Here is a 24,503-nt window from a genome sequence, read left to right as displayed (position 1 = left end):
GTTAGCGTATCAACATAGTCTTCGGAAGGACGCAGTGTTTTCTAGTAGCACACCTGTCATAGCAGCCTCAGCGGAGACTATCGTATTCGTCCGATGCAAATAATAAAAGCCAACATTGTTGGCTTTTATTATTTGCAGAAGCTAGTTAACAGCTACGGTTAAGTCTTAACCAAACTTACCCGTAATGTAGTCTTCAGTCTCTTTACGTGACGGGCGGGTGAAAATGCGGTCGGTTTCACCATGCTCAATCAACTCACCTAGGTACATGTAAGCGGTGTAGTCAGAAACACGCGCAGCCTGTTGCATGTTGTGGGTTACCACTAAAATAGTAAGCTTATTGCGTAACTCGCTCATCAGTTCTTCAATATTAGCGGTAGCGATTGGATCAAGCGCTGATGTTGGCTCGTCAAACAGCATAATTTCCGGGTCAGTTGCTAAGGCACGTGCAATACACAGACGCTGCTGTTGACCACCTGATAAGTTAAACGCCAAGTCTTGCAAACGGTCTTTTACCTCGTTCCACAGTGCGGCACCTTTTAATGCTTCTTCTACCTTGTCATCCACTACGCGACGGTTTGTTTCGCCACGTACACGCAGGCCGTATGCTACGTTCTCGTAAATAGATTTTGGAAACGGATTTGGTTTTTGAAACACCATGCTAATACGCATGCGCACTTCAATTGGGTCTACATTTTTTTCTAAAATGTTGGTGTCATCCGGGTGCATGATGATTTGACCGTCGTATTTATTACCAGGGTACAAATCGTGCATACGATTAAAGCAGCGTAAAAATGTAGATTTGCCGCAACCAGAAGGTCCAATCAATGCTGTGATTTTATTTTCATACAAAGGCATTGAAACATTTTTAACTGCATTGTGGCCACCGTTATAAAAAAAACTGAGATTGCGTGCTTCAGCTTTTACTGGTGTAGTTGTCGTCATCATGAGAATTTAGATTCCTGTTGATAGATATATAGAGATAAGCCGTGAATTACCACTTAATGTTTTTACGCATTTTGTAACGCATTCTGATGGCAAAGCCGTTCATGATCAGGGTCACTAAAATGATGATGACACCTGCCGCTGCCGCATTCACATGGAACGCTTCGCTTGGGCGTGATAACCAGCTAAACATTTGAATCGGTAATACGGTAAAGCCAGATGAAAGCCATTCAAAGTTGAGGAATGGAGCCGTAGTGGTTACTGGGGATGGTGGCAAGAACGCGATGAAGGTCAATGCGCCAATGGTAATGATCGGTGCAGTTTCGCCAATGGCACGCGCCATGCCGATAATTACGCCGGTTAGAATGCCACCGAAAGAGTATTTAATCACATGGTCATACACAACTTGCCATTTGGTTGCGCCCACAGCGTAAGCTGCTTCGCGGATTGCAATCGGGATGCTACGGATTGATTCACGTGTTGCCACAATCACCACAGGTAGTATCAGCAAGCCTAGTGTTAGACCTGCGGTAACGATACTTTGACCAAGATCTAAAATGTAAACAAATAAGCCTAATGCCAGCAAACCATAAATAATAGAAGGCACAGCGGCTAAGTTAGAAACGTTAATTTCAATCAGATCAGAGAACCAGTTCTTAGGTGCGTATTCTTCTAGATAGATTGCAGCCATCACGCCTACCGGTACTGCTGACAGGAAAGTGACCAACATAACCAGTGATGAGCCCACCAAAGCTGACAGCAACCCAGCGCTAGAAGCGCGACGTGATGGAAAGTCTGTATAAAAGCTTAGCGATAATAACTTAGGGTAGCCTTGAGTGATCAAGTCAATAAATAGGGTTAGCAAGGTAATTAGGCCAACCATTAGGCACAATAAGCCAACGATAGAGAATATATAGTCTTTGAGTTTGTGCCGATGAATCATGGCACGTACTTCGTCTAAATTTTTGTTGATGTTATTTGCAGATTTGGTGTTCATTTTAATATCTCTCGCTATATTTCTTGCGTGTGATGTGACCGATAATGTTGAGCGTTAGTGTCATCAGCATCAGCACTAGACCTGCAGCAAAAATACTTTGATAGCCTATGCTGCCGTGTGGTAAGTCGCCCATGGCAACTTGCACAATGTAAGCGGTGATGGTGGCTGCTGCATCCATCGGGTTGAAAGTCAGGTTAGGCTGTTGGCCTGCGGCAATCGCTACCACCATGGTTTCACCAATGGCGCGTGAAATGCCTAAAATGTAAGCGGCTACTATGCCTGAAATGGCAGCGGGCGTTACTACGCGAATCGCTGTTTGAAAACGAGTTGCGCCCATCGCATAAGAGCCTTCGCGCATGCTCATCGGTACTGCACGCATTGCGTCTTCTGAGAGTGAAGCAATGTAGGGAATAATCATAATGCCAATCACAATGCCTGAACTCAGCATGTTAAAAGTTGGCAGCCCCGGCATGATTTTTTGTAATAGCGGGGTAATAAAGAGTAATGCAAAAAAACCAAACACAATGGTTGGCACGCCTGCAAGTAACTCTAGCACTGGCTTAATTGTTTCACGCACGCGGTGTGATGCAAATTCAGACAGGTAAATGGCGCTAATGGTACCAATTGGCACGGCGATCAGCAGTGCCACGCCAGTCACGGTTAATGTGCCGGATACCAAAGGTAAAATGCCATAACGTGGATTTTCAAATAATGGCGTCCAGACTGTGTCGGTCAAAAAGTCAGACACAGGCACAAATTCAAAGAAACCGTAAGATTCATACAACAAAATGCCAACAATGGCCGCAGTAGTTAATACCGCAGACAATGCCGCTAGCATCAAAATAAACTCAATCACACGCTCTTTTAAGTGGCGGGTGAAGTTCTTTGATAAGCGAGCGCTAATTTGTGGGGTTAATGATTTATTTAACACTTGGGTTGCCGTATTCACGTTATATATACCAGCTTGTTGTCATGATAAGTAAAAGACACTTGTAAAGAAAGCAGCTTTAAGGTGCTTTCAAACAAGTGTCAGTTAAACGTACTACTTGATACGCGTTAGCAATTCTTCAATTTTTACGCCAACTTCTGGTTTGCCACCAAAGCCTGTGCCTGGTTTAAGCGCTTTCCAGTGAGTAATCACTGCTTTTTGCTCTTTAGCAGGTAATGCAACGTATTTTACCTCTTCAATCAGCGGTTTGCTATTTTCCAAGTAGTAGTTAACAAATGCTTTAACTTCTGGCTTGAACGCTGCTGCTGTTGCATTCACGTAGATGAAGATAGGGCGAGCTAATGGTTGGTATGTGCCATCTTCAATCGTTGCTTTTGAAGGCAATACACCTGGCTTACCTGCTTTTTCAATAATTGAAACTGCAGTTAACTTGTCTTGGTTCTCTTCGTAGTAAGCATAACCAAAGTAAGCTAAACCGCCTTTGTCACCAACTACGCCTTTAACTAAAACGTTATCATCTTCTGATGCAGTAAAGTCACCACGGCTTGATTTTGCTTTACCAACAATCGCTTCAGTAAAGTAGTCAAATGTACCTGAATCAGCACCTGGACCAAATAATTTAACTGGTGTGTTCGGCCATGCAGGGTTTACTTGATTCCAAGTTTTTACTTTACCTTGCGCTGCAGGCTCCCATAATTTTTTAAGCTCTGCCGTTGTCATTTTTTTAGCAAAATCGTTAGCTGGGTTAATCACCACAGTTAACGCGTCATAAGCTACAGGTAGTTCAATAAACTGTACACCAGCTTCTTTACAAGCATCGATTTCTTTTTGCAGAATAGGGCGTGAAGCATTTTGCACATCGGTTTCACCACGGCAGAATTTTTTAAAGCCGCCACCTGTGCCTGAAATACCTACGGTTACTTTAGTTTTTGTTGATTTTTGGAACTCTTCAGCAACCGCTTCAGTAATTGGGTAAACTGTGCTTGAGCCGTCAATCTTAATGATTTTGTCGGCAGCTACAGCAAAGTTTGGTAGTGCAAATAATGATGTAACCAAACTAGCTATTGTTGAATATTTAGTAAACTGGTATTGCATTTGTTGCTCCTTAGAGAGTAGTCAGTTGTTGAACTGAACGTATCATATGAAGCTAATGTGACAGTATCATGACAAAAATTAAATTAGTACAATTGGCTAAATAAAAAAAGGGCTCAAACTGAGCCCTTTTCTACGATTGCCGTTACCTAGTTACATAAAGCTGCGGCCTAGGTGGTAACCAATCGCAGCCATCAAGCCGGCACATGGAATCGTGAGTACCCATGCCCATACGATTCTTGAGGCTAAGCCCCAGCGCACGGCAGAGGCGCGGCGTGATACACCTACGCCAACAATCGCACCCGTGATAGTGTGTGTGGTTGAAACTGGAATACCAAATGATGTGGCTAGGAATAATGCGATAGAACCAGAGGTTTGCGCACAGAAAGCGCCAGTTGGGCGCACTTTAGTAATGCCCATACCCATTGTACGTACAATACGCCATCCACCCATCAAGGTGCCTAGGCCCATGGCTAGCTGGCATGAAATCACTACCCAGAATGGCACATGAAAATCGCCTTGCAGATAGCCATTTGCGAATAGTAGCACGGTGATAATCCCCATGGTTTTTTGCGCATCGTTAGCACCATGCCCTAAGCTAAATAGAGAAGACGAGATAAATTGCATCTTATTAAAGCGGTTCTCTGTTTTGTAAGGTGAAGATTTTTGAAATAACCATAGCACTATGACTGAAAGCAGCATTGCCAGTAGCATACCAAACAGTGGTGATAAGACAATGGCAACACCGGTAGTGATTAGCTTAGTACCGAGAATGATGCCTTTCGTACCGGCATGTGCCACACCGGCACCCAGTAAACCACCAATCAGTGCGTGTGATGATGATGACGGAATACCGAACCACCAGGTGATGATGTTCCATGCAATTGCACCAATCAGTGCGCCAAATATTACCGCATTATTCACAATGTTGGGGTCAATAATCCCTTTACCCACCGTGTCAGCCACATGTAAGCCGAAAAACAGAAATGCACTGAAATTGAAAAACGCAGCCCATACTACCGCAGCCTGCGGTGTAAGTAAGCGTGTAGAAACCATGAGTGCAATAGAGTTGGCTGCGTCGTGAAAGCCGTTCATAAAGTCAAATATGAGGGCAACCACGACGAGAAACGCCATGATGAGAATTGCGTGATCCATTGTTTACCCCTTAAATGCGCTCAAGTACTACGCCATGGATAACGTCGGCAACGTCTTCACAGCTATCAACTGCTTCTTCAAATAGATCGTAGAGTTCTTTAGAACGGATTAAGGTGCGGGCATCATCTTCTTCAGCGAATAAACGATGCATGCCTGAGCGCATTACGTGGTCAGCTTCACCTTCGATACTGCTGATTTCTTCACAGGCTTGTAGAATGCGGCCTGAATTTTTCATGTCGGACAGCATGCTCACTGCTTCGCGTACTTTTTCTGATGCACGTAGCAGAATTTGGCCTAGCGCTACCATTTCAGGTGTAAATGCAGTGTGACCGTAAATTTTTGCACTTTGTGGAATAGCTTCCATGTAGTCGATGATGTCGTCTAGTGCCATGGCAAGTTCGCGAATTTCACGACGGTCGAATGGGGTAATAAAGGTTTTATGGAGGGAGAGTAAAATTTCTTTGGTGTATTCGTCTGCTTCAGATTCGATTTTTCTAATTTCAGCAAAATGCTCATCGAATTTTTCGCTATCTCTTACTGCTGCCATCATGGCGAGTACTTTTGAACCTTTGACGGCACAGTCTGCCAGGTTGTTGAAAAGCACGAAGTAATTGTCATTACGTGGTGAAATCGCAGCCATTAATCGACCAAGTGCAGCATTTGCCATAGTTTTTTAACTCCCTTATTTATTACCGTTTTGTTACTTTTAGATTAAAAATTATTGAATATCGCAATTTTAACCGCCTAGACCAAAATCTGCGAGTATTTATATGGTTTTAATGGAACTTTTTTAAATGTAGCTAGTTAGCATGCGTGTGAGATTAGCTGCTTTGGCAAAGCCTGGTGTGGGTGAGTGTGGCTTATAAAGCTAGGTAATGTATAGGGTTGGCCATACTTAAATCCGGCAATATGGTGTGGTAAGCCTTTGCTGTATAATGTCGTTTTTTAGCAACACGTCAGTATTATGGAAGCAGAACAACTCAATATTATTGCTAATCGTTTAGGCGATTTAAGCGAGCGTAATCATGCCCTACGGGGGTATCTTTGACTTTGAGTCCAAGAGCCAGCGTTTAGAAGAGGTAAATGGCCTACTGGAAGACCCTAAGATCTGGGATGACAACGCTAAAAGTCAGGCGTTAGGCAAAGAAAAGCGTACGCTTGAGCTGGTGGTGAATACACTCATCCACGTGCAAGGTGGGTTAAAAGATGCGCAAGAGTTGTTTGAAATGGCACGTGAAGAGAATGATGACGATACCTTGCTCAGCGTGGAGCATGATTCTTTGGCGTTAGAGAAGGAAATCGCCGAGATGGAGTTTAGGCGTATGTTCTCTGGAGAGTTAGACTCCGCGAATTGTTTTATTGAGTTTCAGTCAGGCAGTGGCGGCACCGAAGCGCAAGACTGGGCGAACATGCTACTGCGTATGTACTTGCGCTATTGTGAGCGTAAAGGCTTTAAGGTCGAGGTGCTGGAGGAGTCTGAAGGCGACGTTGCCGGTATTAAGGGTGCGTCTATTAAGGTGTCCGGCGATTACGCCTACGGTACTCTGCGCACCGAGAATGGCGTGCACCGTTTAGTGCGCAAGTCACCGTTTGACTCTAATGCAAAACGCCATACTAGCTTTGCTAGTGTGCAGATATTCCCTGAGGTAGATGATTCAATTGAAATTGATATTAACCCAGCGGATTTGCGTGTCGATACTTATCGTGCCAGCGGCGCGGGCGGACAACACATCAATAAGACAGACTCTGCAGTACGTATTACGCATATTCCGACCAATACTGTGGTGCAGTGTCAAAATGACCGTTCGCAACATCGTAACCGTGAAGAGGCGATGAATATGCTGAAAGGTGCGCTTTATAACTTAGAGTTAAATAAGCGCAACCAAGAAAAACAAGCGCTGGAAGATGCCAAAACCGATATTGGTTGGGGACATCAAATCAGGTCTTATGTGCTAGACCAGTCACGCATTAAAGATTTGCGTACTGGCGTGGAAATTGGCAATACGCAAGGCGTGCTGGATGGCGACCTTGACCCATTTATTACCGAAAGTTTGAAGCAGGGAGTGTAGTGTGAGTAACGTGCAAAATAATGAACAAAATAATGAAGTGATTGCAGTGGATGAAAACCATGTGATTGCAGAGCGCCGCGAAAAATTAAAAACGATTCGTGAGAGTGCTAAGCAAAATGGCTCAGCTGCTTTCCCTAACGACTTCAAACCAGAACATCACGCTGCAGCACTGCATGCTGAGTTTGGTGGGTTTGATAATGAGATATTGCAGCCTAGAGCTGTGCATGTGAGCATTGCTGGCCGCATGATGCTAAAACGTGTGATGGGTAAAGCCAGTTTTGCTACAGTGCAAGATAGCACAGGGCGTATTCAACTGTTTGTATCCAAAGACAACTTCACCGATGAAAACAGCGAGGCAGTTTACGAGGCATTTAAGCACTGGGACTTGGGCGATATTATCGCGGCCAAAGGCGTATTGTTTAAAACCAAAACTGGTGAGCTTTCAGTCAAAGTATCTGAACTGCGTTTGCTGACCAAATCATTACGCCCATTGCCTGAAAAATTTCACGGCTTGCAAGACCAAGAAGTGAAATACCGTCAGCGTTATGTAGATTTGATGGTGTCAGAAGAAACACGCGCCACCTTTATGGCACGCAGTAAAGTGGTGTCTGCGATTCGTAGCTTTATGCTGGAGAATCAATTTCTAGAAGTAGAAACGCCAATGCTACACCCAATTCCGGGCGGTGCATCGGCTAAGCCGTTTATCACGCATCACAATGCGCTAGATATGCAAATGTATATGCGTATTGCCCCTGAGTTGTATTTGAAGCGTTTGGTAGTAGGTGGTTTTGAGCGCGTGTTTGAAGTGAACCGTAACTTCCGTAATGAGGGTTTAAGCGTACGCCATAACCCAGAATTTACCATGATGGAGTTTTATGCGGCTTATACCGATTACCTATGGTTGATGGACTTCACCGAGCGTTGCATACGCGCTGCAGCGATTGCGGCGACAGGCTCTGCCGTGTTGCAATATCAAGGCCGTGAACTGGATTTAAGCAAGCCATTCCAACGTTTGACTATTGTGGGCGCCATTCAGAAATATGCACCGCAATATACGTTGGAGCAATTGAATGATGCCAACTTCTTGCGCGCAGAAATTCTTAAATTCGGCACCAAACCATTTGACCATGCAGGCCTAGGCGCATTGCAATTAGCGTTGTTTGAAGAAACCGCAGAAAGCCAATTGTGGGAGCCTACCTACATTATTGATTACCCTGTGGAAGTTTCACCGTTAGCACGTGCATCAGACAAAAACCCAGAAATTACCGAGCGTTTTGAGCTGTTTGTAACAGGGCGTGAGATTGCTAACGGCTTTAGCGAATTAAATGACGCTGAAGATCAGGCCGCACGTTTCCATGCACAAATGAAGGCGAAAGAAGCGGGTGATGCCGAGGCGATGTACTACGATGCAGACTTTATTCGTGCGCTAGAGTACGGTATGCCACCGACCGGCGGTTGTGGTATCGGTATTGACCGTTTGGTGATGATGATTACGGATAGCCCAAGTATCCGTGATGTGATTCTGTTCCCGCATATGCGTCCAGAAGCTTAAGTTTTAATTAGCGTTACTTGTTTTAAGCTTTAACTTGCTTCACCAAGGCCGTGGCTAGTAGATACTAGCCACGGCTTTTTTGTTGCGTAAATGCAACAAAAGTATAGCCTGTGAAAAATTATTTTTATAAATTGAACCATGTCATGAAACTGTAATACAGCTACCGCAAAATCGCCTCTGTCAAAAAACGCAGTAAATAATTATTAAATTAATAGAGGGAATGTAAATGAACTACAAATTACGTAGCTTGGTAGCTGCGAGTCTTACTGGCGCATTAATGTTAGGTGTTGCACAACAGGCATCTGCAGATTCTACTACGGATATTGTGAACGCGTTAGTTGCTAAAGGTGTTTTGACGGAAGAAGAAGGTGCTTTGTTGACTAAAGGCCGCGAGATGGAGTCTGTTAGTCAAGCAAAAGCAATGAAAAAAGCCTCTAAACTTAAAGTTTCTGATGCAATTGATAATGCTGAGCTTTATGGTGATATTCGCGTTCGTGTTGAGCAAAGAAACGGTGAAGATGTCGCAGGTAAAGAGCAAGACAGAACACGTGATCGTTACAAGTTGACATTGGGTGTGAAAACAGAGTCAGGTAACTTTTATACTGATCTAGCGTTGGCTATGGGGCAACATGGTCGCTCAGATAATGCAACATTTGGTTCGGCATCAGGTGGTTCTAATGGATCTAATACTAAAGAAGCTGCTTATATCAAACGAGCAATGGTTGGCTACAAAGCGACTGATTGGTTGGCTCTCGAAGCTGGTCGTGTGGCAAATCCACTTTACACCACGCAAATGGTATGGGATTCAGATTTAACTTTTGAAGGTTTAGTGGAAAAAGCTAATTTCAAAGTCGGTGATAACAAGTTTTTCTTAACAGGTGTTCAGTCACAATACCTCGGTGATACAAGGAAGTACGGAGGTACAGCAACTACAGCTGATTCAATATCAAACTGGATTATGGCTTTCCAAGCTGGTGCAGAAGTTCCATTGGCAGATGGTGTTAAAGGTAAGGCTGCATTAACTTACACAACATACTCTAATAATGACCGTGCTGGTAAGTTTGTTCCTGCAATTGGATCTGCTACTACACTAGGTACTAATGTCGTTGGTACAAATAATTTAAGAACAATTGAAATTCCAGCCGAGTTGAATTTTAGTACATCAGGTCCATTAAGTTACTCGTTATTTGGTGATTATGTTAAAAACCTAGATGGTAATGATCGCCGTGATGCAGCAGTTGCGGGTATTTCAGGTGCAGCAAATAAGGCTAAGTTAGATTCTAACGATGATAGCGCTTGGTTGCTAGGTGTTGGTATCAATTATAAAGCCGGTCCAAAAGTTGCTAAAGGTGATTGGTCTGCTAAACTTTGGTATCAAGATGTAGGTGTCTATGCGGTTGATCCTAATGCGGTTGATTCAGACTTTATGGATTCAAAAGTTAACATGAAGGGCGTTGTACTTAAGACACAATATAACTTACAAGAAAATGTGTTCATCAACTTTGCTGCTGGTCATGCTACAAATAAAAATGACAAGATATCTACCGCAGGTGTAGCAGGTGATCTTGGTTATAATTTGAAAAGCTATGACTTATACCAATTAGATTTAACTTATAGATTCTAATTAGAACTAACTAAAGTTAGTGACTTAAGATATTTATAAGTATGAATTAAAGCCCGCTCAAGTAGCGGGCTTTTTTATGAGTAATAACCTATTCACTTACTGTATGGCTAGGCATTTTAAATAGCGGGTTGTGCTCTTTTAGTGCGCGAAACAGCATGCGTGTTTCCAGTAGGTTCCATACCCTTAGCATGGCCTCAATAGAGTCAAACGGTTTAGTGAGAAAGTCTTTAGCGCCTAGGGATAGCGCTTTTCTTTTGGCGGTAATCGTGCTGTCTGCGGTGAGTATCAGCACCGGCAGGTATTCGTCTGGTGTGATGCGTTTTGATAGCTGCTCTAGCACTGCGTAGCCGTCTAGTTCAGGCATCATCAGATCGAGCAGAATAATATCCGGCTGTAGTGCGTTAAATAAATCCATGGCGCGAGTTGGGTCTGTCGTACTCAGCACCTGGGTGAAGCCTTCTCTTGCTAGTAGCTCTTCAAGTAAACGCAAGTTCGCATCAGAGTCATCAACAATAAGAATCTTTGCGTTAAGAATTAGTTTTTCGTTCATTTTTTTCAATCGAGTTGAGTAGTTTATTCAGCGTTTGGTTAAATGCTGCAATATCCAAGGGTTTGGTAAAGTATTCATATACCCCCATACGCTTTAGTCTACCAATACTTGCGCGCGTTGCATCTGCAGATAGAATCAGAATGGGGATATGTGCATGATGGGCGTGGTTTTGGATGTGCTCAACCAAGTTAACGCCAGAGCCATCTGGTAGATTCAAATCAATTAACGCAATATCCGGTGTAGATTTTACTAAAAAAATTTTGGCCTCTTGTATGGTGCTAACCGCATACAAATGAAAATTAGCGTTCCTGGCAATGATTGCCTCGATAAGCGCTCGGTTACTCGGGTTATCCTCTACGTAGAGTATTTTGGCTTGATGACGTAATGAGATGCTATTTAAGGCGGACGGTTCATCAATCGCGGGTTTTGGCATTCCTACCAGCTGCTTGTAGGGCAGAGTAAGTTGGAATAAGCTTTTATCACTCGCGATATTAATTTCCCCGCCTAGTGCTGCCATCATTTGGTTGCTGAGCGCCAGCCCTAGGCCTACACCTTCTACCTTGGTATTTTCTGCACCTAGGCGTTCAAACGGGGTGAATACCCGATGGTGCATGGACTTTGGGATGCCTTTGCCTTCATCGGCTACTTCAATGATTACCTTGTCATCTTTTTTGTAAGCTTGCATATACACTTTGGCATTGGCAGGGCCATATTTCAGTGCGTTAGAAATCAAGTTAAGCACGATTTGCAAGAGTCTTTGTCTATCGGTGGCAATGACGAGATCTGGTGGGTAGTAGGTTTTAATCTGAATATCCCGAGCTTTAGCCAGTGGGTGCATAAAATGCGTGGCTTCATCTAGTAGCGCAGAGATGTCGCATGGTTGTATGTCAATTTGCATATCGCCAGATTCGATCCTGGCGATATCCAGCACTTGGTCAATAAGCTTCAGCAGATGCTTACCGGCAGCAGAAATCATAGACAGACTTTCCTTTTGTTTCAGGTCGGTTAAGTCTGTTTCCAGGAGGTGTGCAAAGCCTAAAATGGCATTTAGCGGGGTTCTCAGCTCGTGGCTGGTTCTTGATAAAAAGATGCTTTTTTCAGCATTAGCCTCTTGTGCCTGTAGCTTGGCTAGGTTTGCTTCATACATGCTGTTGCTGAGTAGTTGTGCTGCTTGGTCTAGTTCATGCGCTAATTGGCCAAGCTCATCTTGGCTGATGGAGGGCAGTGCCAGTGCCTCGCCTCTGGCTAAGTGTGCTGCGCTGTCGCGGATGAGTTGTACGCGTTTGACGATGGTTCTGGAAAATACCCATGCGCTGGCCAGTGTGCCTAAAATACCGGCCAATGCCGAAATAATGGTGAGGTTGATATTGCGCTGACGTTCATAGTTCACTTGCTTTTGGTCGTCTGCTACCAGTTTTGCTTCTCGCGCACCCATTTCTTCTATCAAGGTGCGTAGGTTGTTTAAAGTTTTACCCTGCACGCTAAATTGTCTGACCAGTGTCGTGTTGTCAATTTCTAGGTTGCTACTGGCTAATTGAGCTAGGTCTGCTAGGTTTTTATTGACCAAGGGTTTGATGCGACTGAGTCTTGTGATTTGTTCTTCATCCTCGAGCTCCACCTCCAGTTTATTGAGTGTGGCGTCTAGATTTTTATTGGCTTGAAAGTAAATGCCCAGAAATGATTTTTCACCCGTGAGTAAATAATCACGCACACTGGTCGATGCCTCTACCAGTTGGGTATGCACCGCTTGAATATCACGCTGGTTTTGTAGGGCAACCCTTAGTTTGTTTTCGAGTATGGCGGCTTGCTTCTCGTGCAAGTAAAGCGAGAGCAGCGAAAGCAGCAAAATGGTGAGCGGCAATGCAATCACTATCGGCCCTTTAATCCGTAATGGCAGATCCTGCCAAATAGATGATGGAGCTCGCAGTTGCTGTATGTTTAGTTTCATCTGAATATTAATCACGCTAATCTGTGTCGTTAAGCTCTGTAGCCCAGCTCATAGGCCTTGACCGCGGCCTGGGTTCTATCACGTAAATTGAGTTTGCTTAACACTCTTTCTACATGAATTTTAACGGTTCCCGCTGAGATGCCTAATTTGGTTGCTAACTCTCGATTGCTTAAGCCGGATGGCAATAAGGCAAACACTTCGCGCTCTCTCGGCGTGAGGTGCTCAATAACGGTGAGGTCTTTATCTTCTGCGCTCATGGACGATGCTTGTTTAAGCGCTAGGCCGAGTATGCCACTGATTGATTGCAGCGTGATAAGTTCATGCGGTGAGAGTTGCAGGTTTTGTCCCGACAGAGCGATGAGGCCGACAGACTGTTGACCAATCGCAATTGGTATCAGGTATTCTTGGTCAGCATCGCTGGGTGTGTAAGTCCAGAACATGCTGCCCTGATATTGATGCGCCTTAAATTTCACGGGATATTTCAATAGCGAGGCAAAAATACCCAGCATAGGCACGCGAGTGCCTTGCGGCAGGGTTTGCCCTTTAGTGGCAACGATGTTGAGCTTGCCGGCTGACTCGGTTGCGATAATGCCATGTTCTGCCGCAATGTAGGCGGCGATTAACTCTAACAAGTATTGTGGCGAATCTGTGTTCCAGCCAGTTTCAAATAATGCAGCGCCCAAGCTGTTAAATAGCCTGACCTGTGCTTCTTTTGCCTGCGATTCGCGGTTGTTGAGTCGAAACTCTCTAGCGCTTTCCATAGAATCTCTTCGTAGAGGTATTAAGGAATTGTGTATGCCGAACAGTATATACTGATATACCTATATCGGTAGACTTTTGTTGCCATATCTCTCTATACAATTGACCCCGTTGTTAACGAGTTATTGTAATTAAGCGCCAAATACAAGGCGTAGCCTAAATACAGGGCGCAGCAATAACGATATAGGAGAAAAGAATGAAAGTATTGTCAGCATGGTTAATAGGTTTAATGTTTGTGCTTAATGCGTATGCCTCTGAAACACAAGACACAGAGAAAGAAAAAACAGCGCCGGTTAAAGAGAGCAAGGCTGAAACGGTAGAAAAGAATCAATCAGATAAGCACGATGTGCTTAAAACTAAATTTCTGGGTAGTAGACCTTACATGGAAAGCAAGCCAAGGTAGTTAATTCAGTTAAATATGCCTGGGGTATGGATTCCATTCTTGGCTCATCAATCATATTGTAGAGATAGTAATAATGAAAATAGCGACGTGGTTTAGTGAAATAAAAAATGATTTACCAGCGAGCATCGTGGTATTTTTCGTCGCATTGCCTTTGTGTTTGGGTATTGCGCTTGCGTCTGGAGCGCCATTGTTTTCCGGCGTCATTGCCGGGATAGTAGGTGGTATTGTAGTTGGCATGTTTAGTGGCTCTCAGCTAGGTGTGAGTGGGCCGGCTGCGGGGTTGGCAGTCATTGTGCTCACTGCAATCGGTACTTTAGGTTCATTTCAAGCATTTCTACTGGCTGTTGTGATGGCTGGTGTGATTCAGTTTCTGTTGGGGTATTTTAAGGCAGGATTTATTGCGTACTTTGTGCCATCTTCAGTGATCAAAGGCATGTTGACCGGTATTGGCTTATTAATTGTACTGAAGCAGATACCGCATGCACTGGGTTATGATTTTGATTACCAAGGTAGCGAGTCTTTTGTGCAGGCTGATGGCAGCAATACGTTTTCAGCGCTGGCTGATGCTTGGTCGTTGTTAACACCTGGTGCGCTATTGATTGCAGCCGTATCTATGCTGATATTAGTGCTATGGGATACTACGCTGACCAAGAAGCACCGTATATTTGAATTGCTACAAGGTCCGATCATCGTGGTGCTGGTTGGTATTTTGTTTAACTGGCTGTTTCAGAACGGAGTTCTAAACTTTACTTTAGCAGAAAATCAGATTGTGCAATTGCCGGTAGCACATAGTGTGGGCGACTTGATCGGACAGTTTACAACGCCTGATTTTTCGCAAATCACCAATATAGAAATTTATAAAGTTGCTGTGGTCATGGCGATTGTTGCAAGCTTAGAAACACTATTGTGTGTAGAAGCTACGGATAAGCTAGACCCATTAAAACGCGTAACACCTACGAATCAGGAGCTTAAAGCGCAAGGGATTGGTAATGTGCTCTCTGGCTTGATTGGTGGCTTGCCGATTACACAGGTAATTGTGCGTAGCTCAGCTAATATCACGTTTGGTGCTAAGACTAAATTGTCTGCGATTTTGCATGGTATTTGGTTATTATTGAGCGCGGTGACCATCGCTGGTCTGTTAAATATGATTCCTCTAGCCAGCTTGGCCGCTATCTTGATTATGGTGGGTTATAAGTTAGCCAAGCCAGCATTGTTTGCGCATATGTATAAGTTAGGCTGGGAGCAGTTTGCACCATTTGTGGCGACAGTTGCGGCAATTTTGTTGACTGATTTGTTAACTGGTATTGCCATTGGTTTAGTGGTTGGTGTGTTTTACACCTTGCACCATAGCTACCGTAACTCGCACTATATGAAAGAAACCACCACCACAGAAGATGGCCGTGAAGTACACCATATAGTGTTGGCCGAAGAGATATCATTCTTTAATAAAGCGAGCATTTTGAAAGTGCTGGAAGTGATTCCTGGCAATGCAAAGGTGATTATCGATTGTTCTAATTGCAAATCAATTGCATATGATGTTGTAGAATACATCCGTGATTACCCGCTTCATGCAAAATTAAGAAATATTGAAGTGGAAACGATTAAATTTATTCAACCTAAATATTAATCAACTGAATTAGAAGTTTGCTCATTATTATCAAAATAGGAAATAAGCATGTATAAACACCCATTACTTAACCGCGACCAAATGTCACCAAAAGAAGCTTTGGATATTTTAGTGGAAGGTAATATTCGTTTTATGAATAACTATTCACACGATAAAGACTTTCAAAGCTTGCTGAACATCACGCGAGATAAGCAACATCCTTTTGCGTCTTTTTTGAGCTGTAGTGACTCACGTGCGCCAGTTGAGCTATTATTTGATCAGGCATTGGGCGATATTTTCAGCGTGCGTTTGGCGGGTAATATTGCTTCTGATAAAGCGATTGGCAGCTTGGAGTTTAGCTCTAAGTATTTAGGCAGTAAGCTGATTGTGGTGATGGGGCATAGCAGCTGCGGCGCAGTAAAAGCAGCATGTGATGACTTTAAAGACGGTCATATCGGTGAAATCATCAACTTTATTAAACCATCAATTCGTCATGAAAAAACGGTGTTAAATAAAGAAGACAGAACTTCAAAAAATCCAGACTTTGTTGAGAAAATCAATGTGTTAAACGTTAAGCACCAGATTGAGACCATTATCCGTCAAAGTGATATCGTGAACGATATGATTGAAGCGCGCCAGATTGCGATTGTGGGTTCTATTTATGACCTGACCACAGGTAAAGTGAAATTTTTGGAAGAGACTTATATTGGTTAGTCATCTGCCGGTGAGGTATCAATAAAAAAAGCCACCTTTTTAGGTGGCTTTTTTGTATGAAAGCATTGATGTGCGCAGGGCTCAAGGCAAAGTGCGCAAGGCCTATAGTACAGCTTAGGTTCTCTAGCGGTGGCCTTCTTTTGCCATGTTAATGCTGTATTTTGGAATTTCTACCACCAAGTCTTCAGTACCTACAAGGGTTTGGCATGAAAGTCTGGAGTTTGGCTCTAAGCCCCAGGCTTTATCCAGTAAGTCATCCTCTTGCTCGGTAGACTCGTTCAGGGATTTAAAACCCTCACGCACAATTACATGACATGTCGTGCATGCACAGGCCTTGTCGCAGGCGTGATCAATATCAATATCATTATTTAACAAAACATCGCAAATAGACTCACCTGTTTGTGCTTCAATGGCTGCGCCATCTGGACAAAGTTCTACGTGAGGCAGGATAATAATTTGTGGCATATTGGCTTCTCAATCATACGGTGGTGCTAATTTTGTTAGTACCACATTGTTTTTAAATTATGTTTTAAAGTTATAAATCTGTAGTTGTGAATCTGAGCTTATAAGTCTAAGTTTTCTAAATGTTTTCCAGCTAAGGCACGGCTAACACTTGCATCCATACGCGCTGCGGCAAATGCTTCAGTTGCATGGTTGAGTGCATCCACAGCCTGATGAATTGCCGTTGCGTCGTCAGCGGCTATCAACTGCTGCAGATTTTGGATTTCGGCCTCAATCGCTGCTACTTCATCAGCGCTGATCAGGTTGCTGTCTACCGCTAACGCTGCGCTGATAGAGCCTATAATCGCACCAGCATCTACCCTGGCTTCTGCCAGCATGCGAGCTTTTTTGTCTTCTTCTGCACTGTTGAAAGAGGCTTTCAGCATATTGGTGATTTCATCTTCAGACAGGCCGTAAGATGGTTTTACCTCGATGTGTGCTTCCACGCCAGTGCTCTGCTCGCGTGCTGATACTGAGAGTAAACCGTCGGCATCTACCGTAAAGGTGACGCGGATTCTGGCTGCACCAGCAGCCATTGGTGGTATACCGCGCAGCTCAAAGCGGGCGAGGGAACGACAATCACTTACTAAATCGCGTTCACCTTGTACTACGTGTACACTCATAGCAGTTTGTCCATCTTTATAGGTGGTGAACTCCTGAGCGCGTGCGATTGGTAAAGTGCTGTTACGCTGAATCACTTTCTCTACCAGCCCACCCATGGTTTCCAAGCCCAGCGATAGCGGGGTGACATCCAGCAATAATAGGTCGTCATCGCTCTTATTGCCGGCCAAGATGTTGGCTTGAATCGCGGCGCCAAGTGCTACCACCTTGTCTGGGTCTAAATTGGTCAGAGGCTCTTGCTGGAAGTATTCTTGTACCGCATGGCGGATGTGCGGCATGCGCGTAGCACCACCCACTAGCACCACGCCGTTAATGTCTTCAATGCCAAGTTTGGCATCGCGCATGGCTTTACGGGTTGGTGATAAGGTTTTGCTGACCAAGTGCTCAGTCACCTCCACCAGCTGCGGTGCGGTTAAGGTAACGTCAACCAAAATACCATTGCCTAATTTACAGACGATCTGCGCTTCAAAATTGTCTGTGAGCCACTCTTTGGCCTGACGTGCTTTGGTGAGCAGTAGTCGGGTGTCTTCTTCACTCAGTGGGGAGAAGTTTTCGTTAGCGGTGCGCACTTGGTCTAACACCCAGCAGTAGATACGGTGGTCAAAGTCGTCACCGCCTAAGGCTGCGTCACCATTAGTAGCAAGTACTTCAAATACGCCCTTGGATAAGCGCAGGATAGAGACATCAAATGTGCCACCGCCTAAGTCGTAAATAACAAAGGTACCTTCTGCTGCGTTGTCTAAGCCATAAGCTACTGCGGCAGCTGTTGGTTCATTGAGTAAACGTAACACATTTAAACCGGCTAAGCGTGCTGCATCTTTAGTGGCTTGGCGTTGAGCGTCATCAAAGTAGGCAGGCACTGTAATGACCGCACCTACAAGTTCTCCACCTAGTGACTTCTCTGCGCGGGCTCTCAGGGTTTTTAAAATCTCAGCTGAAATTTCCACTGGTGTTTTAAGGCCTGCGCGGGTTTGCAATTGTAAGCTGCGTGTGGCGGTTGAGTCTGCGTCTTCAACAAAACGATACGGGATATGCGCTTTGTTGGTGATGTCGTTTAGATTACGACCCATAAAGCGTTTGACCGATATGACAGTATTGATCGGGTCTTCACTTTGGTGTGCTTGCGCCTCGTGGCCGACGACAATGTCACCATTGGGCATATAGCGTACTACCGAAGGCAACAGCGCATGGCCAAAGTCATCTTGCAGCACGGTGCTCATGCCGCTGCGTACAGTCGCAATCAACGAATTGGTTGTGCCTAAGTCTATGCCTACCGCAAGTCTATGCTGATGCGGTGCTGCACTCATGCCTGGTTCTGAAATTTGGAGTAATGCCATAAGTTTACAAGTTGCTTATCTGTTGGTTGCTACGCTAATGATTTAACTGTGCTAATCATCTAATTGTTCAATGATTTGGTCTATGTCTGCACGAACTTTATCGATAAAAATGAGTTTGCGCGTGATTTCTGTTGCCGTGGCGAGGTCTTGCTTGATATCGAATAACTCAGATAAGTTGCTAACCAAGGCTTTGGCTTCTGTCGCCAACTCACCAGCAATGCTATCTAGTTCGGCGATGTCGCGTGCTGCTTTTGCATCTTCAATACGCTCGCGCCACTCCATTTGCTGCATTAAAAAATCCATAGGCATGGCGGTGTTGGTGTCGGCAATGGCATCAATGCCATGTTGTTCCAGCATATATTTAGCGCGCTTGGCCGGATTTTTTAATACGGAGTATGCCTCATTGGCCGATGTAGCCAAGTGCATGGCAGAAAGTCTTTCTGTAGCCGGTGCCGTAATAAATCGATCCGGGTGGGCTGCAGACTGAATTTTGCGATAATTGTTTTCTAGTGCGTTTGCGTCGAGATTAAACTGTTCTGCAATAGAGAATAGTTCAAAGTGATTGTGGGGCGTGCTCTGCATGTGCATCAAAATTAAACAGTGAAGCTTTCACCACAACCACATTCATCTTTAACGTTAGGGTTGTTAAATTTAAAGCCCTCGTTCAGGCCCTCTTTGGTGAAGTCTAACTCGGTACCATCTAGGTAAACCAAGCTTTTTGGATCAATAATCACTTTAACGCCATGGCTCTCAAATGCAACATCTTCCGGATGCATTTCATCCACAAACTCTAGGGTGTAAGCCATGCCTGAGCAGCCTGTGGTTTTAACGCCCAAGCGTAGGCCTACGCCTTTACCGCGATTCGCAAGAAATTTTTCAACGCGGCTGGCCGCGGTTTCTGTGAGTGTAATTGCCATGGTTCTCTGTTTAATCCTTTAAGACTGCTATTTTATACTACAAAACAACGCTTACTCCGTTCGCCCGCATTTGGCTGAGGCCATGCGGTCTGAGAAGAGCATCAGGCTGATAGCCAAGGCGCGTTCGTAGTGTATGTAAGCTTAAGCGTTTTCTTTTGCAGCTTGCTTAGCTTTAATATCCGCCACTGCAGCTTTAATTGCATCTTCAGCTAATACTGAGCAGTGAATTTTTACTGGCGGTAATGCAAGTTCTTCTGCGATTTCAGAGTTCTTGATCGCATATGCTTCTTCAATGGTTCTGCCTTTTAGCCATTCTGTTACTAATGAGCTAGAAGCGATCGCTGAGCCACAACCGTAAGTTTTGAACTTAGCATCTTCAATAATGCCGCTGTCGTTTACTTTGATCATTAGTTTCATCACGTCGCCACAAGCTGGTGCGCCCACCATGCCGGTACCCACTTGCGGGTCGTTTTTATCTAGAGAGCCAACGTTACGCGGGTTCTCGTAGTGATCTAATACTTTGTCTGAATATGCCATCTTAGTTCTCCTGTGATGAATTAAAATGCATCGCAAACTCTGCGTTGGCAAGCCTTGCCGTACTAATTGTACTGTCTGCGGCTTGCCGTCTTGATTTTGCTTCGCTTTTAATTCACTTAAATAATATAACTGCTACAAAACCCGACCATGTTTGTATGACTAGGCTGAAGTGCATGAAGTTTAGTTTTCTAAACACATGCGCCGCTGGCTAAGTCAGACATGTAAAGCGTGTTTTCTAGTGCGCTGCCCATTCTACTTTTGATAAATCTACACCATCTTTAAACATTTCCCAAAGTGGTGAGAGTTCTCTTAATTTATCAATTTTGCCTTTCATTAAACTGATGGTGTAATCTACATCTGCATCAGTGGTGAAGCGGCCAATTGAGAAGCGGATTGAGCTGTGCGCTAACTCATCGCTGCGGCCAAGTGCGCGCAATACGTAGCTAGGCTCTAGGCTGGCTGAAGTACACGCTGAGCCGCTAGATACCGCAATGCCTTTTACCGCCATGATCAGTGATTCGCCTTCAACATAGTTGAAACTGATGTTCAGGTTGTGAGGCACACGTTGCTCAAGGTCACCATTCACATAAACCTCTTCAATGTCTTGCAAGCCATGTAGCAGCTTGTCGCGCAAGCGGCGGATGCGTACATTTTCTTCATCCATTTCTTCACGTGCGATACGGAACGCTTCGCCCATGCCAACAATTTGGTGGGTGGCCAAAGTGCCTGAACGCATGCCGCGCTCATGACCACCGCCGTGCATTTGCGCTTCAATACGGATACGTGGTTTGCGACGCACGTACAGCGCACCAACGCCTTTAGGACCATAAGTTTTATGCGCACTGAAGCTCATTAAATCTACAGGTAGCTTTTCTAAATCAATATGCACTTTACCTGTGGCTTGTGCGGCGTCCACATGGAAAATAATGCCATTTTCACGGCAGATATTGCCAATGGCAGTAATGTCCTGGATCACGCCGATTTCATTGTTCACAAACATGACAGAGGCTAATACTGTGTCTGGACGAATCGCTGCTTTGAATTTTTCTAAATCCAGCAAGCCGCTTGGCTCTGGGTCTAAGTAAGTGGCTTCAAAACCTTGACGCTCAAGTTCACGCACGGTATCAATCACCGCTTTATGCTCAGTGGTCACGGTAATGATGTGTTTGCCCTTAGCTGAGTAAAAGTTAGCAGCACCTTTAATGGCAAGGTTGTTAGATTCGGTTGCACCTGAAGTCCATACGATCTCACGTGGATCAGCGCCTACCAATTTGGCCACTTCTTCACGTGCGTTTTCTACTGCTTTTTCTGCAGTCCAGCCATATGGATGGCTGCGTGAAGCTGGGTTGCCAAAATGCTCTGTAATGTATGGAATCATTTTTGCGGCAACGCGAGGATCTACAGGCGTGGTGGCTGAGTAATCCAAATAAACTGGATGTTGGTCATCCCCAGAGCCTTTCAATACTTGCATTTCAATTGATGCTGACATTTCTTAATTATCCTTACCAGTTATATATATTCAGTAGTGGTGTGGGCGGTTTAGGCTGCCACACCGGTGAGCTGTTTTAGTCTCAAAATTTCATTTTTAAGCGTGGTTAAAAAATCTGTTACCTGCAATAAAGTGTTGTGTGCACCAAAGCTAACGCGCACTGCGCCACGTGCTAAGTCTGGCTTAATACCCATGGCCAGCAATACATGGCTAGGCTCCGTGCTGTCGCTTGAGCATGCAGAGCCACTGGCAACGGCATAACCTTTACGGTCTAATGCGGTTACTAAGGTTTCGCCCTCAATCCCATCTAATGCAAAAAAGCTGGTGTTGGGCAAACGAGTGCTTTGTTGGCTGAATATCGTGACATCCAGCGCTTTTAAGCCAAGCTCAAACGTATCGCGCAACATTTGTGTGTGGCTGGCAAACTGTGCCACATTGGCAACTGCCAGCTCACAAGCGGCACCAAAACCAACAATGGCGGCAACATTTTCTGTACCGCTGCGTAAGCCTCGCTCTTGACCACCACCATGTAATAACGGCTGTATGTCCACGCGTTTATCTAAAATCAGTGCTGCTGCGCCTTGTGGACCATGAATCTTATGGCTTGAGACTGTCATGGCGTGCACGTTTAAATCGGTAAAACTTACCGGTACTTTGCCCAGGCCTTGCACTGCATCTGTATGCATAAAAGCACCAGCTTTACGTACAATCTCTGCAATCTCAGCAATATTTTGGATGACGCCGGTTTCATTATTGGCGAGCATCACAGAAGCAACACTGGTCGGCTTTTGCAATTGTTGCTGTAACTGTGCAGTCGACAGCACACCATGTGCATCTACACCAATCGCGTCGCTTAACCATCCTGCTTGCTGCATCGCTCTCGCTGGACGTGAAACACAGGGGTGCTCAATCGCACTATATAAAATTTGGCTGCCAGCTTGGTTACCGGCAATGCCTTTTACTGCAAAGTTGTTGGCCTCAGTGCCAGATGCAGTAAAAATGACTTGTGAGGCATATGCGCCACAGGCTTCAGCCACTTGCGTTCTGGCATGTTCAACTGCATCACGCGCTGAACGACCAAATACGTGACGGCTGGTTGGGTTGCCGCTTTGCCGTTGCATCCAAGGCAACATGCTTTCTAGCACCCTCGGGTCTAGCGCGGTGGTGGCGTTATGATCTAGATAAATGCTGGACATCGTTTAAACTTAATCAGCCCACCTAGTTAGCAATGGCAGCGCTGTTAATGGCAGCGGCTTTATCTTGCGCTGCTGTGCAACTACGTGGCGTGAATAATATTTTTTGCCCACTTTTTTGCGATGCCACCATGTCTGCAAGGGTGATGCCGTCTAAATACTCTAAAATTTTGGTGTTTAATGCAGACCATAAATCATGCGTCATGCAGCGACCCTCATCTCGGCAGTTTTCATGGCCGCCACATTGTGTAGCGTCAATTTGCTCGTCCACCGCGTGGATAATTTCAGCCACTGAAATTTCACTGTGACTTTTGGCTAAATTATAACCACCACCTGGGCCACGAATGCTTTTTACCAAACCTTGTCTACGTAAACGGCTAAATAGCTGCTCTAAGTATGAAAGTGAGATGTCTTGTCGCTCGCTAATGCCTGCTAGAGTAACTGGCTTGGCTTCGAGCGCGTCTTTTGTTTCATTGATCGCTAGATCCAACATTGCCGTCACGGCAAATCGACCTTTGGTGGTTAATCGCATAGTGTTTTAAATCTGATTAAATATCATTGATGCGTGAATTGTATAATTCCTTACAATTTTAGTCAACTATTCCATTGCTTGCTTGGAGCTTGCCGAGCCCGCTACTAACGTTACTAGAGTTCAAGTGCCAGCCTAGAGTAGTTGCTGATGAGCTGGTGTTCGCTGCTTGTTATGGTTTATGACTGGTTGGTACCTTAAACGCTTCTGCTACTTCCGTATCGCTATGCTCATCGGTATTTAAGCGCGCTAATTGCGCCTGTAAATCAGAAATCGCATGATCTTGTTTGGCCGCATGATCAAGCAGTGAGTGTATCGCTTTAATCATGGGGTCGTTTTCGTCATTACCAACTGCATAGGCAGCAAAGCCGATTTTCTGCGCGGTTTCTTCACGTTTTTTCGATTTCTCTTCTTCCAGGATGCGCGCGGGGATGCCTACCGCTGTTGCGTTAGCCGGTACGTCTTTAACCACGACTGCATTGGAGCCGATTTTAGCGCCTTCGCCAATGACGATTGGGCCTAGTACTTTAGCGCCTGCGCCAATCACTACGCCAGATTCTAATGTAGGGTGGCGTTTGCCTTTGTTCCATGAGGTGCCGCCCAGTGTCACGCCGTGATACAGGGTGCAGTCATCGCCAATAATAGCGGTTTCGCCAATAACCACGCCCATGCCGTGATCGATAAAAACACGGCGGCCAATGGTCGCGCCGGGGTGGATTTCAATACCGGTAAACCAGCGGCCAATGTGCGAACAGAAACGACCTAGCCAGAAAAAGTTAGCCTTCCAGAATCGGTGGCTTAAGCGATGCATCAATAGTGCATGTACGCCAGGATAGGTGGTTAAAATTTCCCAATGCGTGCGCGCCGCAGGGTCGCGCTCGAAAACAATAGAAATATCTTCTTTTATGTGGTCAAACATGTGGTTGGGCGCAGGATTTTAGTTGGTTTTAAATTGGCGTAATTATGCCACAAACAACAATGGTTGACTAATTTACTAGGGCTCTGAGCGCGGGGTTAGT

General features: G+C 44.9%; 24 protein-coding genes. 6 read left to right on the top strand and 18 right to left on the bottom strand.

All coding sequences use genetic code 11. The features are described 5' to 3' along the window. Nucleotides 1-165: 165 nt before the first annotated feature. From pstB to MMOL_RS08555, 6 genes are all read right to left on the bottom strand, one after another. Nucleotides 166-945 carry a phosphate ABC transporter ATP-binding protein PstB gene (gene pstB, locus MMOL_RS08580; protein WP_015832632.1) on the bottom strand — a complete coding sequence of 260 codons (780 nt, stop codon included), beginning with the start codon at nucleotides 943-945 and terminating at the stop codon, nucleotides 166-168. Between the two features lie 46 nt (nucleotides 946-991). Continuing rightward, on the bottom strand, nucleotides 992-1,939 hold the full coding sequence (pstA, locus tag MMOL_RS08575) for a phosphate ABC transporter permease PstA (protein ID WP_015832631.1): 948 nt from the start codon (nucleotides 1,937-1,939) through the stop codon (nucleotides 992-994). Nucleotide 1,940: 1 nt separating this feature from the next. Further along, on the bottom strand, nucleotides 1,941-2,888 hold the full coding sequence (gene pstC / locus MMOL_RS08570) for a phosphate ABC transporter permease subunit PstC (RefSeq protein ID WP_015832630.1): 948 nt from the start codon (nucleotides 2,886-2,888) through the stop codon (nucleotides 1,941-1,943). Between the two features lie 93 nt (nucleotides 2,889-2,981). Then, complete coding sequence (locus MMOL_RS08565; RefSeq protein ID WP_015832629.1) at nucleotides 2,982-3,983, bottom strand: PstS family phosphate ABC transporter substrate-binding protein; 1,002 nt, start codon at nucleotides 3,981-3,983, stop codon at nucleotides 2,982-2,984. Between the two features lie 150 nt (nucleotides 3,984-4,133). Next, nucleotides 4,134-5,135, bottom strand: coding sequence for an inorganic phosphate transporter (locus MMOL_RS08560; RefSeq protein WP_015832628.1), 1,002 nt, complete (start codon nucleotides 5,133-5,135; stop codon nucleotides 4,134-4,136). A 10-nt stretch (nucleotides 5,136-5,145) separates the two neighbouring features. Continuing rightward, entirely contained in the window at nucleotides 5,146-5,802 is a 657-nt protein-coding gene (locus MMOL_RS08555; RefSeq protein ID WP_015832627.1) for a DUF47 domain-containing protein, read from the bottom strand. A 297-nt stretch (nucleotides 5,803-6,099) separates the two neighbouring features. On the opposite strand from MMOL_RS08555, the gene prfB reads away from it, so the two are divergent. The 3 genes from prfB to MMOL_RS08540 all read left to right on the top strand — a co-directional run bounded on the left by prfB (nucleotide 6,100) and on the right by MMOL_RS08540 (nucleotide 10,380). Beyond that, a protein-coding gene (prfB, locus tag MMOL_RS08550) for a peptide chain release factor 2 (RefSeq protein ID WP_015832626.1) occupies nucleotides 6,100-7,204 on the top strand; the annotation gives its coding sequence in 2 pieces (ribosomal slippage) (nucleotides 6,100-6,180 and nucleotides 6,182-7,204; 1,104 coding nt in all). Between the two features lies 1 nt (nucleotide 7,205). Then, on the top strand, nucleotides 7,206-8,756 hold the full coding sequence (gene lysS, locus MMOL_RS08545) for a lysine--tRNA ligase (RefSeq protein ID WP_015832625.1): 1,551 nt from the start codon (nucleotides 7,206-7,208) through the stop codon (nucleotides 8,754-8,756). A 226-nt stretch (nucleotides 8,757-8,982) separates the two neighbouring features. Then, nucleotides 8,983-10,380 (top strand): putative porin, encoded by a 1,398-nt coding sequence (locus tag MMOL_RS08540; protein WP_015832624.1) that lies wholly within the window; start codon nucleotides 8,983-8,985, stop codon nucleotides 10,378-10,380. Between the two features lie 88 nt (nucleotides 10,381-10,468). Here MMOL_RS08540 and MMOL_RS08535 read toward each other — a convergent pair whose 3' ends face one another. From MMOL_RS08535 to MMOL_RS08525, 3 genes are read right to left on the bottom strand one after another with little or no spacing between them, the layout of a single operon-like run. After that, nucleotides 10,469-10,930, bottom strand: a complete 462-nt coding sequence (locus tag MMOL_RS08535; RefSeq protein ID WP_015832623.1) for a response regulator — start codon at nucleotides 10,928-10,930, stop codon at nucleotides 10,469-10,471. After that, entirely contained in the window at nucleotides 10,908-12,878 is a 1,971-nt protein-coding gene (locus MMOL_RS08530) for an ATP-binding protein (protein ID WP_015832622.1), read from the bottom strand. The genes MMOL_RS08535 and MMOL_RS08530 overlap by 23 nt, the downstream gene beginning before the upstream one ends. Before the next feature lie 29 nt (nucleotides 12,879-12,907). Further along, on the bottom strand, nucleotides 12,908-13,639 hold the full coding sequence (locus MMOL_RS08525; protein WP_015832621.1) for a response regulator transcription factor: 732 nt from the start codon (nucleotides 13,637-13,639) through the stop codon (nucleotides 12,908-12,910). Nucleotides 13,640-13,833: 194 nt separating this feature from the next. On the opposite strand from MMOL_RS08525, the gene MMOL_RS08520 reads away from it, so the two are divergent. From MMOL_RS08520 to MMOL_RS08510, 3 genes are all read left to right on the top strand, one after another. Beyond that, nucleotides 13,834-14,040: a hypothetical protein gene (locus MMOL_RS08520; RefSeq protein WP_015832620.1), complete on the top strand. Its 207-nt coding sequence runs from the start codon at nucleotides 13,834-13,836 to the stop codon at nucleotides 14,038-14,040. Nucleotides 14,041-14,113: 73 nt separating this feature from the next. Continuing rightward, the gene (locus MMOL_RS08515) at nucleotides 14,114-15,667 is read left to right on the top strand and encodes a SulP family inorganic anion transporter (RefSeq protein WP_015832619.1); all 1,554 of its coding nucleotides are present in this window, start codon (nucleotides 14,114-14,116) and stop codon (nucleotides 15,665-15,667) included. A gap of 48 nt (nucleotides 15,668-15,715) precedes the next feature. Then, nucleotides 15,716-16,360, top strand: coding sequence for a carbonic anhydrase (locus MMOL_RS08510; RefSeq protein WP_015832618.1), 645 nt, complete (start codon nucleotides 15,716-15,718; stop codon nucleotides 16,358-16,360). A gap of 123 nt (nucleotides 16,361-16,483) precedes the next feature. Here MMOL_RS08510 and fdx read toward each other — a convergent pair whose 3' ends face one another. The 9 genes from fdx to cysE all read right to left on the bottom strand — a co-directional run bounded on the left by fdx (nucleotide 16,484) and on the right by cysE (nucleotide 24,403). Next, the gene (fdx, locus tag MMOL_RS08505; protein WP_015832617.1) at nucleotides 16,484-16,825 is read right to left on the bottom strand and encodes an ISC system 2Fe-2S type ferredoxin; all 342 of its coding nucleotides are present in this window, start codon (nucleotides 16,823-16,825) and stop codon (nucleotides 16,484-16,486) included. Between the two features lie 98 nt (nucleotides 16,826-16,923). After that, the gene (hscA, locus tag MMOL_RS08500) at nucleotides 16,924-18,819 is read right to left on the bottom strand and encodes a Fe-S protein assembly chaperone HscA (protein WP_015832616.1); all 1,896 of its coding nucleotides are present in this window, start codon (nucleotides 18,817-18,819) and stop codon (nucleotides 16,924-16,926) included. Nucleotides 18,820-18,870: 51 nt separating this feature from the next. Further along, complete coding sequence (hscB, locus tag MMOL_RS08495; RefSeq protein ID WP_041928789.1) at nucleotides 18,871-19,401, bottom strand: Fe-S protein assembly co-chaperone HscB; 531 nt, start codon at nucleotides 19,399-19,401, stop codon at nucleotides 18,871-18,873. Between the two features lie 11 nt (nucleotides 19,402-19,412). Then, complete coding sequence (gene iscA, locus MMOL_RS08490) at nucleotides 19,413-19,736, bottom strand: iron-sulfur cluster assembly protein IscA (RefSeq protein ID WP_015832614.1); 324 nt, start codon at nucleotides 19,734-19,736, stop codon at nucleotides 19,413-19,415. A 141-nt stretch (nucleotides 19,737-19,877) separates the two neighbouring features. Beyond that, nucleotides 19,878-20,273, bottom strand: coding sequence for a Fe-S cluster assembly scaffold IscU (gene iscU / locus MMOL_RS08485; RefSeq protein WP_015832613.1), 396 nt, complete (start codon nucleotides 20,271-20,273; stop codon nucleotides 19,878-19,880). A 235-nt stretch (nucleotides 20,274-20,508) separates the two neighbouring features. Next, a complete protein-coding gene (locus MMOL_RS08480; protein WP_015832612.1) occupies nucleotides 20,509-21,762 on the bottom strand; it encodes an IscS subfamily cysteine desulfurase in 1,254 nt (417 codons plus the stop codon). A 50-nt stretch (nucleotides 21,763-21,812) separates the two neighbouring features. Continuing rightward, a complete protein-coding gene (locus tag MMOL_RS08475; RefSeq protein WP_015832611.1) occupies nucleotides 21,813-22,958 on the bottom strand; it encodes a cysteine desulfurase family protein in 1,146 nt (381 codons plus the stop codon). 22 nt (nucleotides 22,959-22,980) lie between these two features. Further along, complete coding sequence (locus MMOL_RS08470; RefSeq protein ID WP_015832610.1) at nucleotides 22,981-23,487, bottom strand: Fe-S cluster assembly transcription factor; 507 nt, start codon at nucleotides 23,485-23,487, stop codon at nucleotides 22,981-22,983. 169 nt (nucleotides 23,488-23,656) lie between these two features. Continuing rightward, the gene (gene cysE / locus MMOL_RS08465) at nucleotides 23,657-24,403 is read right to left on the bottom strand and encodes a serine O-acetyltransferase (protein ID WP_015832609.1); all 747 of its coding nucleotides are present in this window, start codon (nucleotides 24,401-24,403) and stop codon (nucleotides 23,657-23,659) included. Nucleotides 24,404-24,503 lie beyond the last annotated feature (100 nt).

This window comes from Methylotenera mobilis JLW8 (assembly GCF_000023705.1).
Classification (GTDB): domain Bacteria; phylum Pseudomonadota; class Gammaproteobacteria; order Burkholderiales; family Methylophilaceae; genus Methylotenera; species Methylotenera mobilis.
The sequence above is the reverse complement of the archived record's forward strand: the minus strand, read 5'-3'. Positions and strand labels throughout refer to the sequence as shown.

Excerpts from the sequence above, each read along its gene's own strand:
- pstB (WP_015832632.1), bottom strand. The coding sequence starts at position 945 with ATGATGACGACAACTACACCAGTAAAAGCTGAAGCACGCAATCTCAGT.
- pstA (WP_015832631.1), bottom strand. The coding sequence starts at position 1,939 with ATGAACACCAAATCTGCAAATAACATCAACAAAAATTTAGACGAAGTA.
- MMOL_RS08565 (WP_015832629.1), bottom strand. The coding sequence starts at position 3,983 with ATGCAATACCAGTTTACTAAATATTCAACAATAGCTAGTTTGGTTACA.
- MMOL_RS08560 (WP_015832628.1), bottom strand. The coding sequence starts at position 5,135 with ATGGATCACGCAATTCTCATCATGGCGTTTCTCGTCGTGGTTGCCCTC.
- MMOL_RS08555 (WP_015832627.1), bottom strand. The coding sequence starts at position 5,802 with ATGGCAAATGCTGCACTTGGTCGATTAATGGCTGCGATTTCACCACGT.
- MMOL_RS08540 (WP_015832624.1), top strand. The coding sequence starts at position 8,983 with ATGAACTACAAATTACGTAGCTTGGTAGCTGCGAGTCTTACTGGCGCA.
- MMOL_RS08535 (WP_015832623.1), bottom strand. The coding sequence starts at position 10,930 with ATGAACGAAAAACTAATTCTTAACGCAAAGATTCTTATTGTTGATGAC.
- MMOL_RS08530 (WP_015832622.1), bottom strand. The coding sequence starts at position 12,878 with ATGAAACTAAACATACAGCAACTGCGAGCTCCATCATCTATTTGGCAG.
- MMOL_RS08525 (WP_015832621.1), bottom strand. The coding sequence starts at position 13,639 with ATGGAAAGCGCTAGAGAGTTTCGACTCAACAACCGCGAATCGCAGGCA.
- MMOL_RS08520 (WP_015832620.1), top strand. The coding sequence starts at position 13,834 with ATGAAAGTATTGTCAGCATGGTTAATAGGTTTAATGTTTGTGCTTAAT.
- MMOL_RS08515 (WP_015832619.1), top strand. The coding sequence starts at position 14,114 with ATGAAAATAGCGACGTGGTTTAGTGAAATAAAAAATGATTTACCAGCG.
- MMOL_RS08510 (WP_015832618.1), top strand. The coding sequence starts at position 15,716 with ATGTATAAACACCCATTACTTAACCGCGACCAAATGTCACCAAAAGAA.
- fdx (WP_015832617.1), bottom strand. The coding sequence starts at position 16,825 with ATGCCACAAATTATTATCCTGCCTCACGTAGAACTTTGTCCAGATGGC.
- hscA (WP_015832616.1), bottom strand. The coding sequence starts at position 18,819 with ATGGCATTACTCCAAATTTCAGAACCAGGCATGAGTGCAGCACCGCAT.
- hscB (WP_041928789.1), bottom strand. The coding sequence starts at position 19,401 with ATGCAGAGCACGCCCCACAATCACTTTGAACTATTCTCTATTGCAGAA.
- iscA (WP_015832614.1), bottom strand. The coding sequence starts at position 19,736 with ATGGCAATTACACTCACAGAAACCGCGGCCAGCCGCGTTGAAAAATTT.
- iscU (WP_015832613.1), bottom strand. The coding sequence starts at position 20,273 with ATGGCATATTCAGACAAAGTATTAGATCACTACGAGAACCCGCGTAAC.
- MMOL_RS08480 (WP_015832612.1), bottom strand. The coding sequence starts at position 21,762 with ATGTCAGCATCAATTGAAATGCAAGTATTGAAAGGCTCTGGGGATGAC.
- MMOL_RS08475 (WP_015832611.1), bottom strand. The coding sequence starts at position 22,958 with ATGTCCAGCATTTATCTAGATCATAACGCCACCACCGCGCTAGACCCG.
- MMOL_RS08470 (WP_015832610.1), bottom strand. The coding sequence starts at position 23,487 with ATGCGATTAACCACCAAAGGTCGATTTGCCGTGACGGCAATGTTGGAT.
- cysE (WP_015832609.1), bottom strand. The coding sequence starts at position 24,403 with ATGTTTGACCACATAAAAGAAGATATTTCTATTGTTTTCGAGCGCGAC.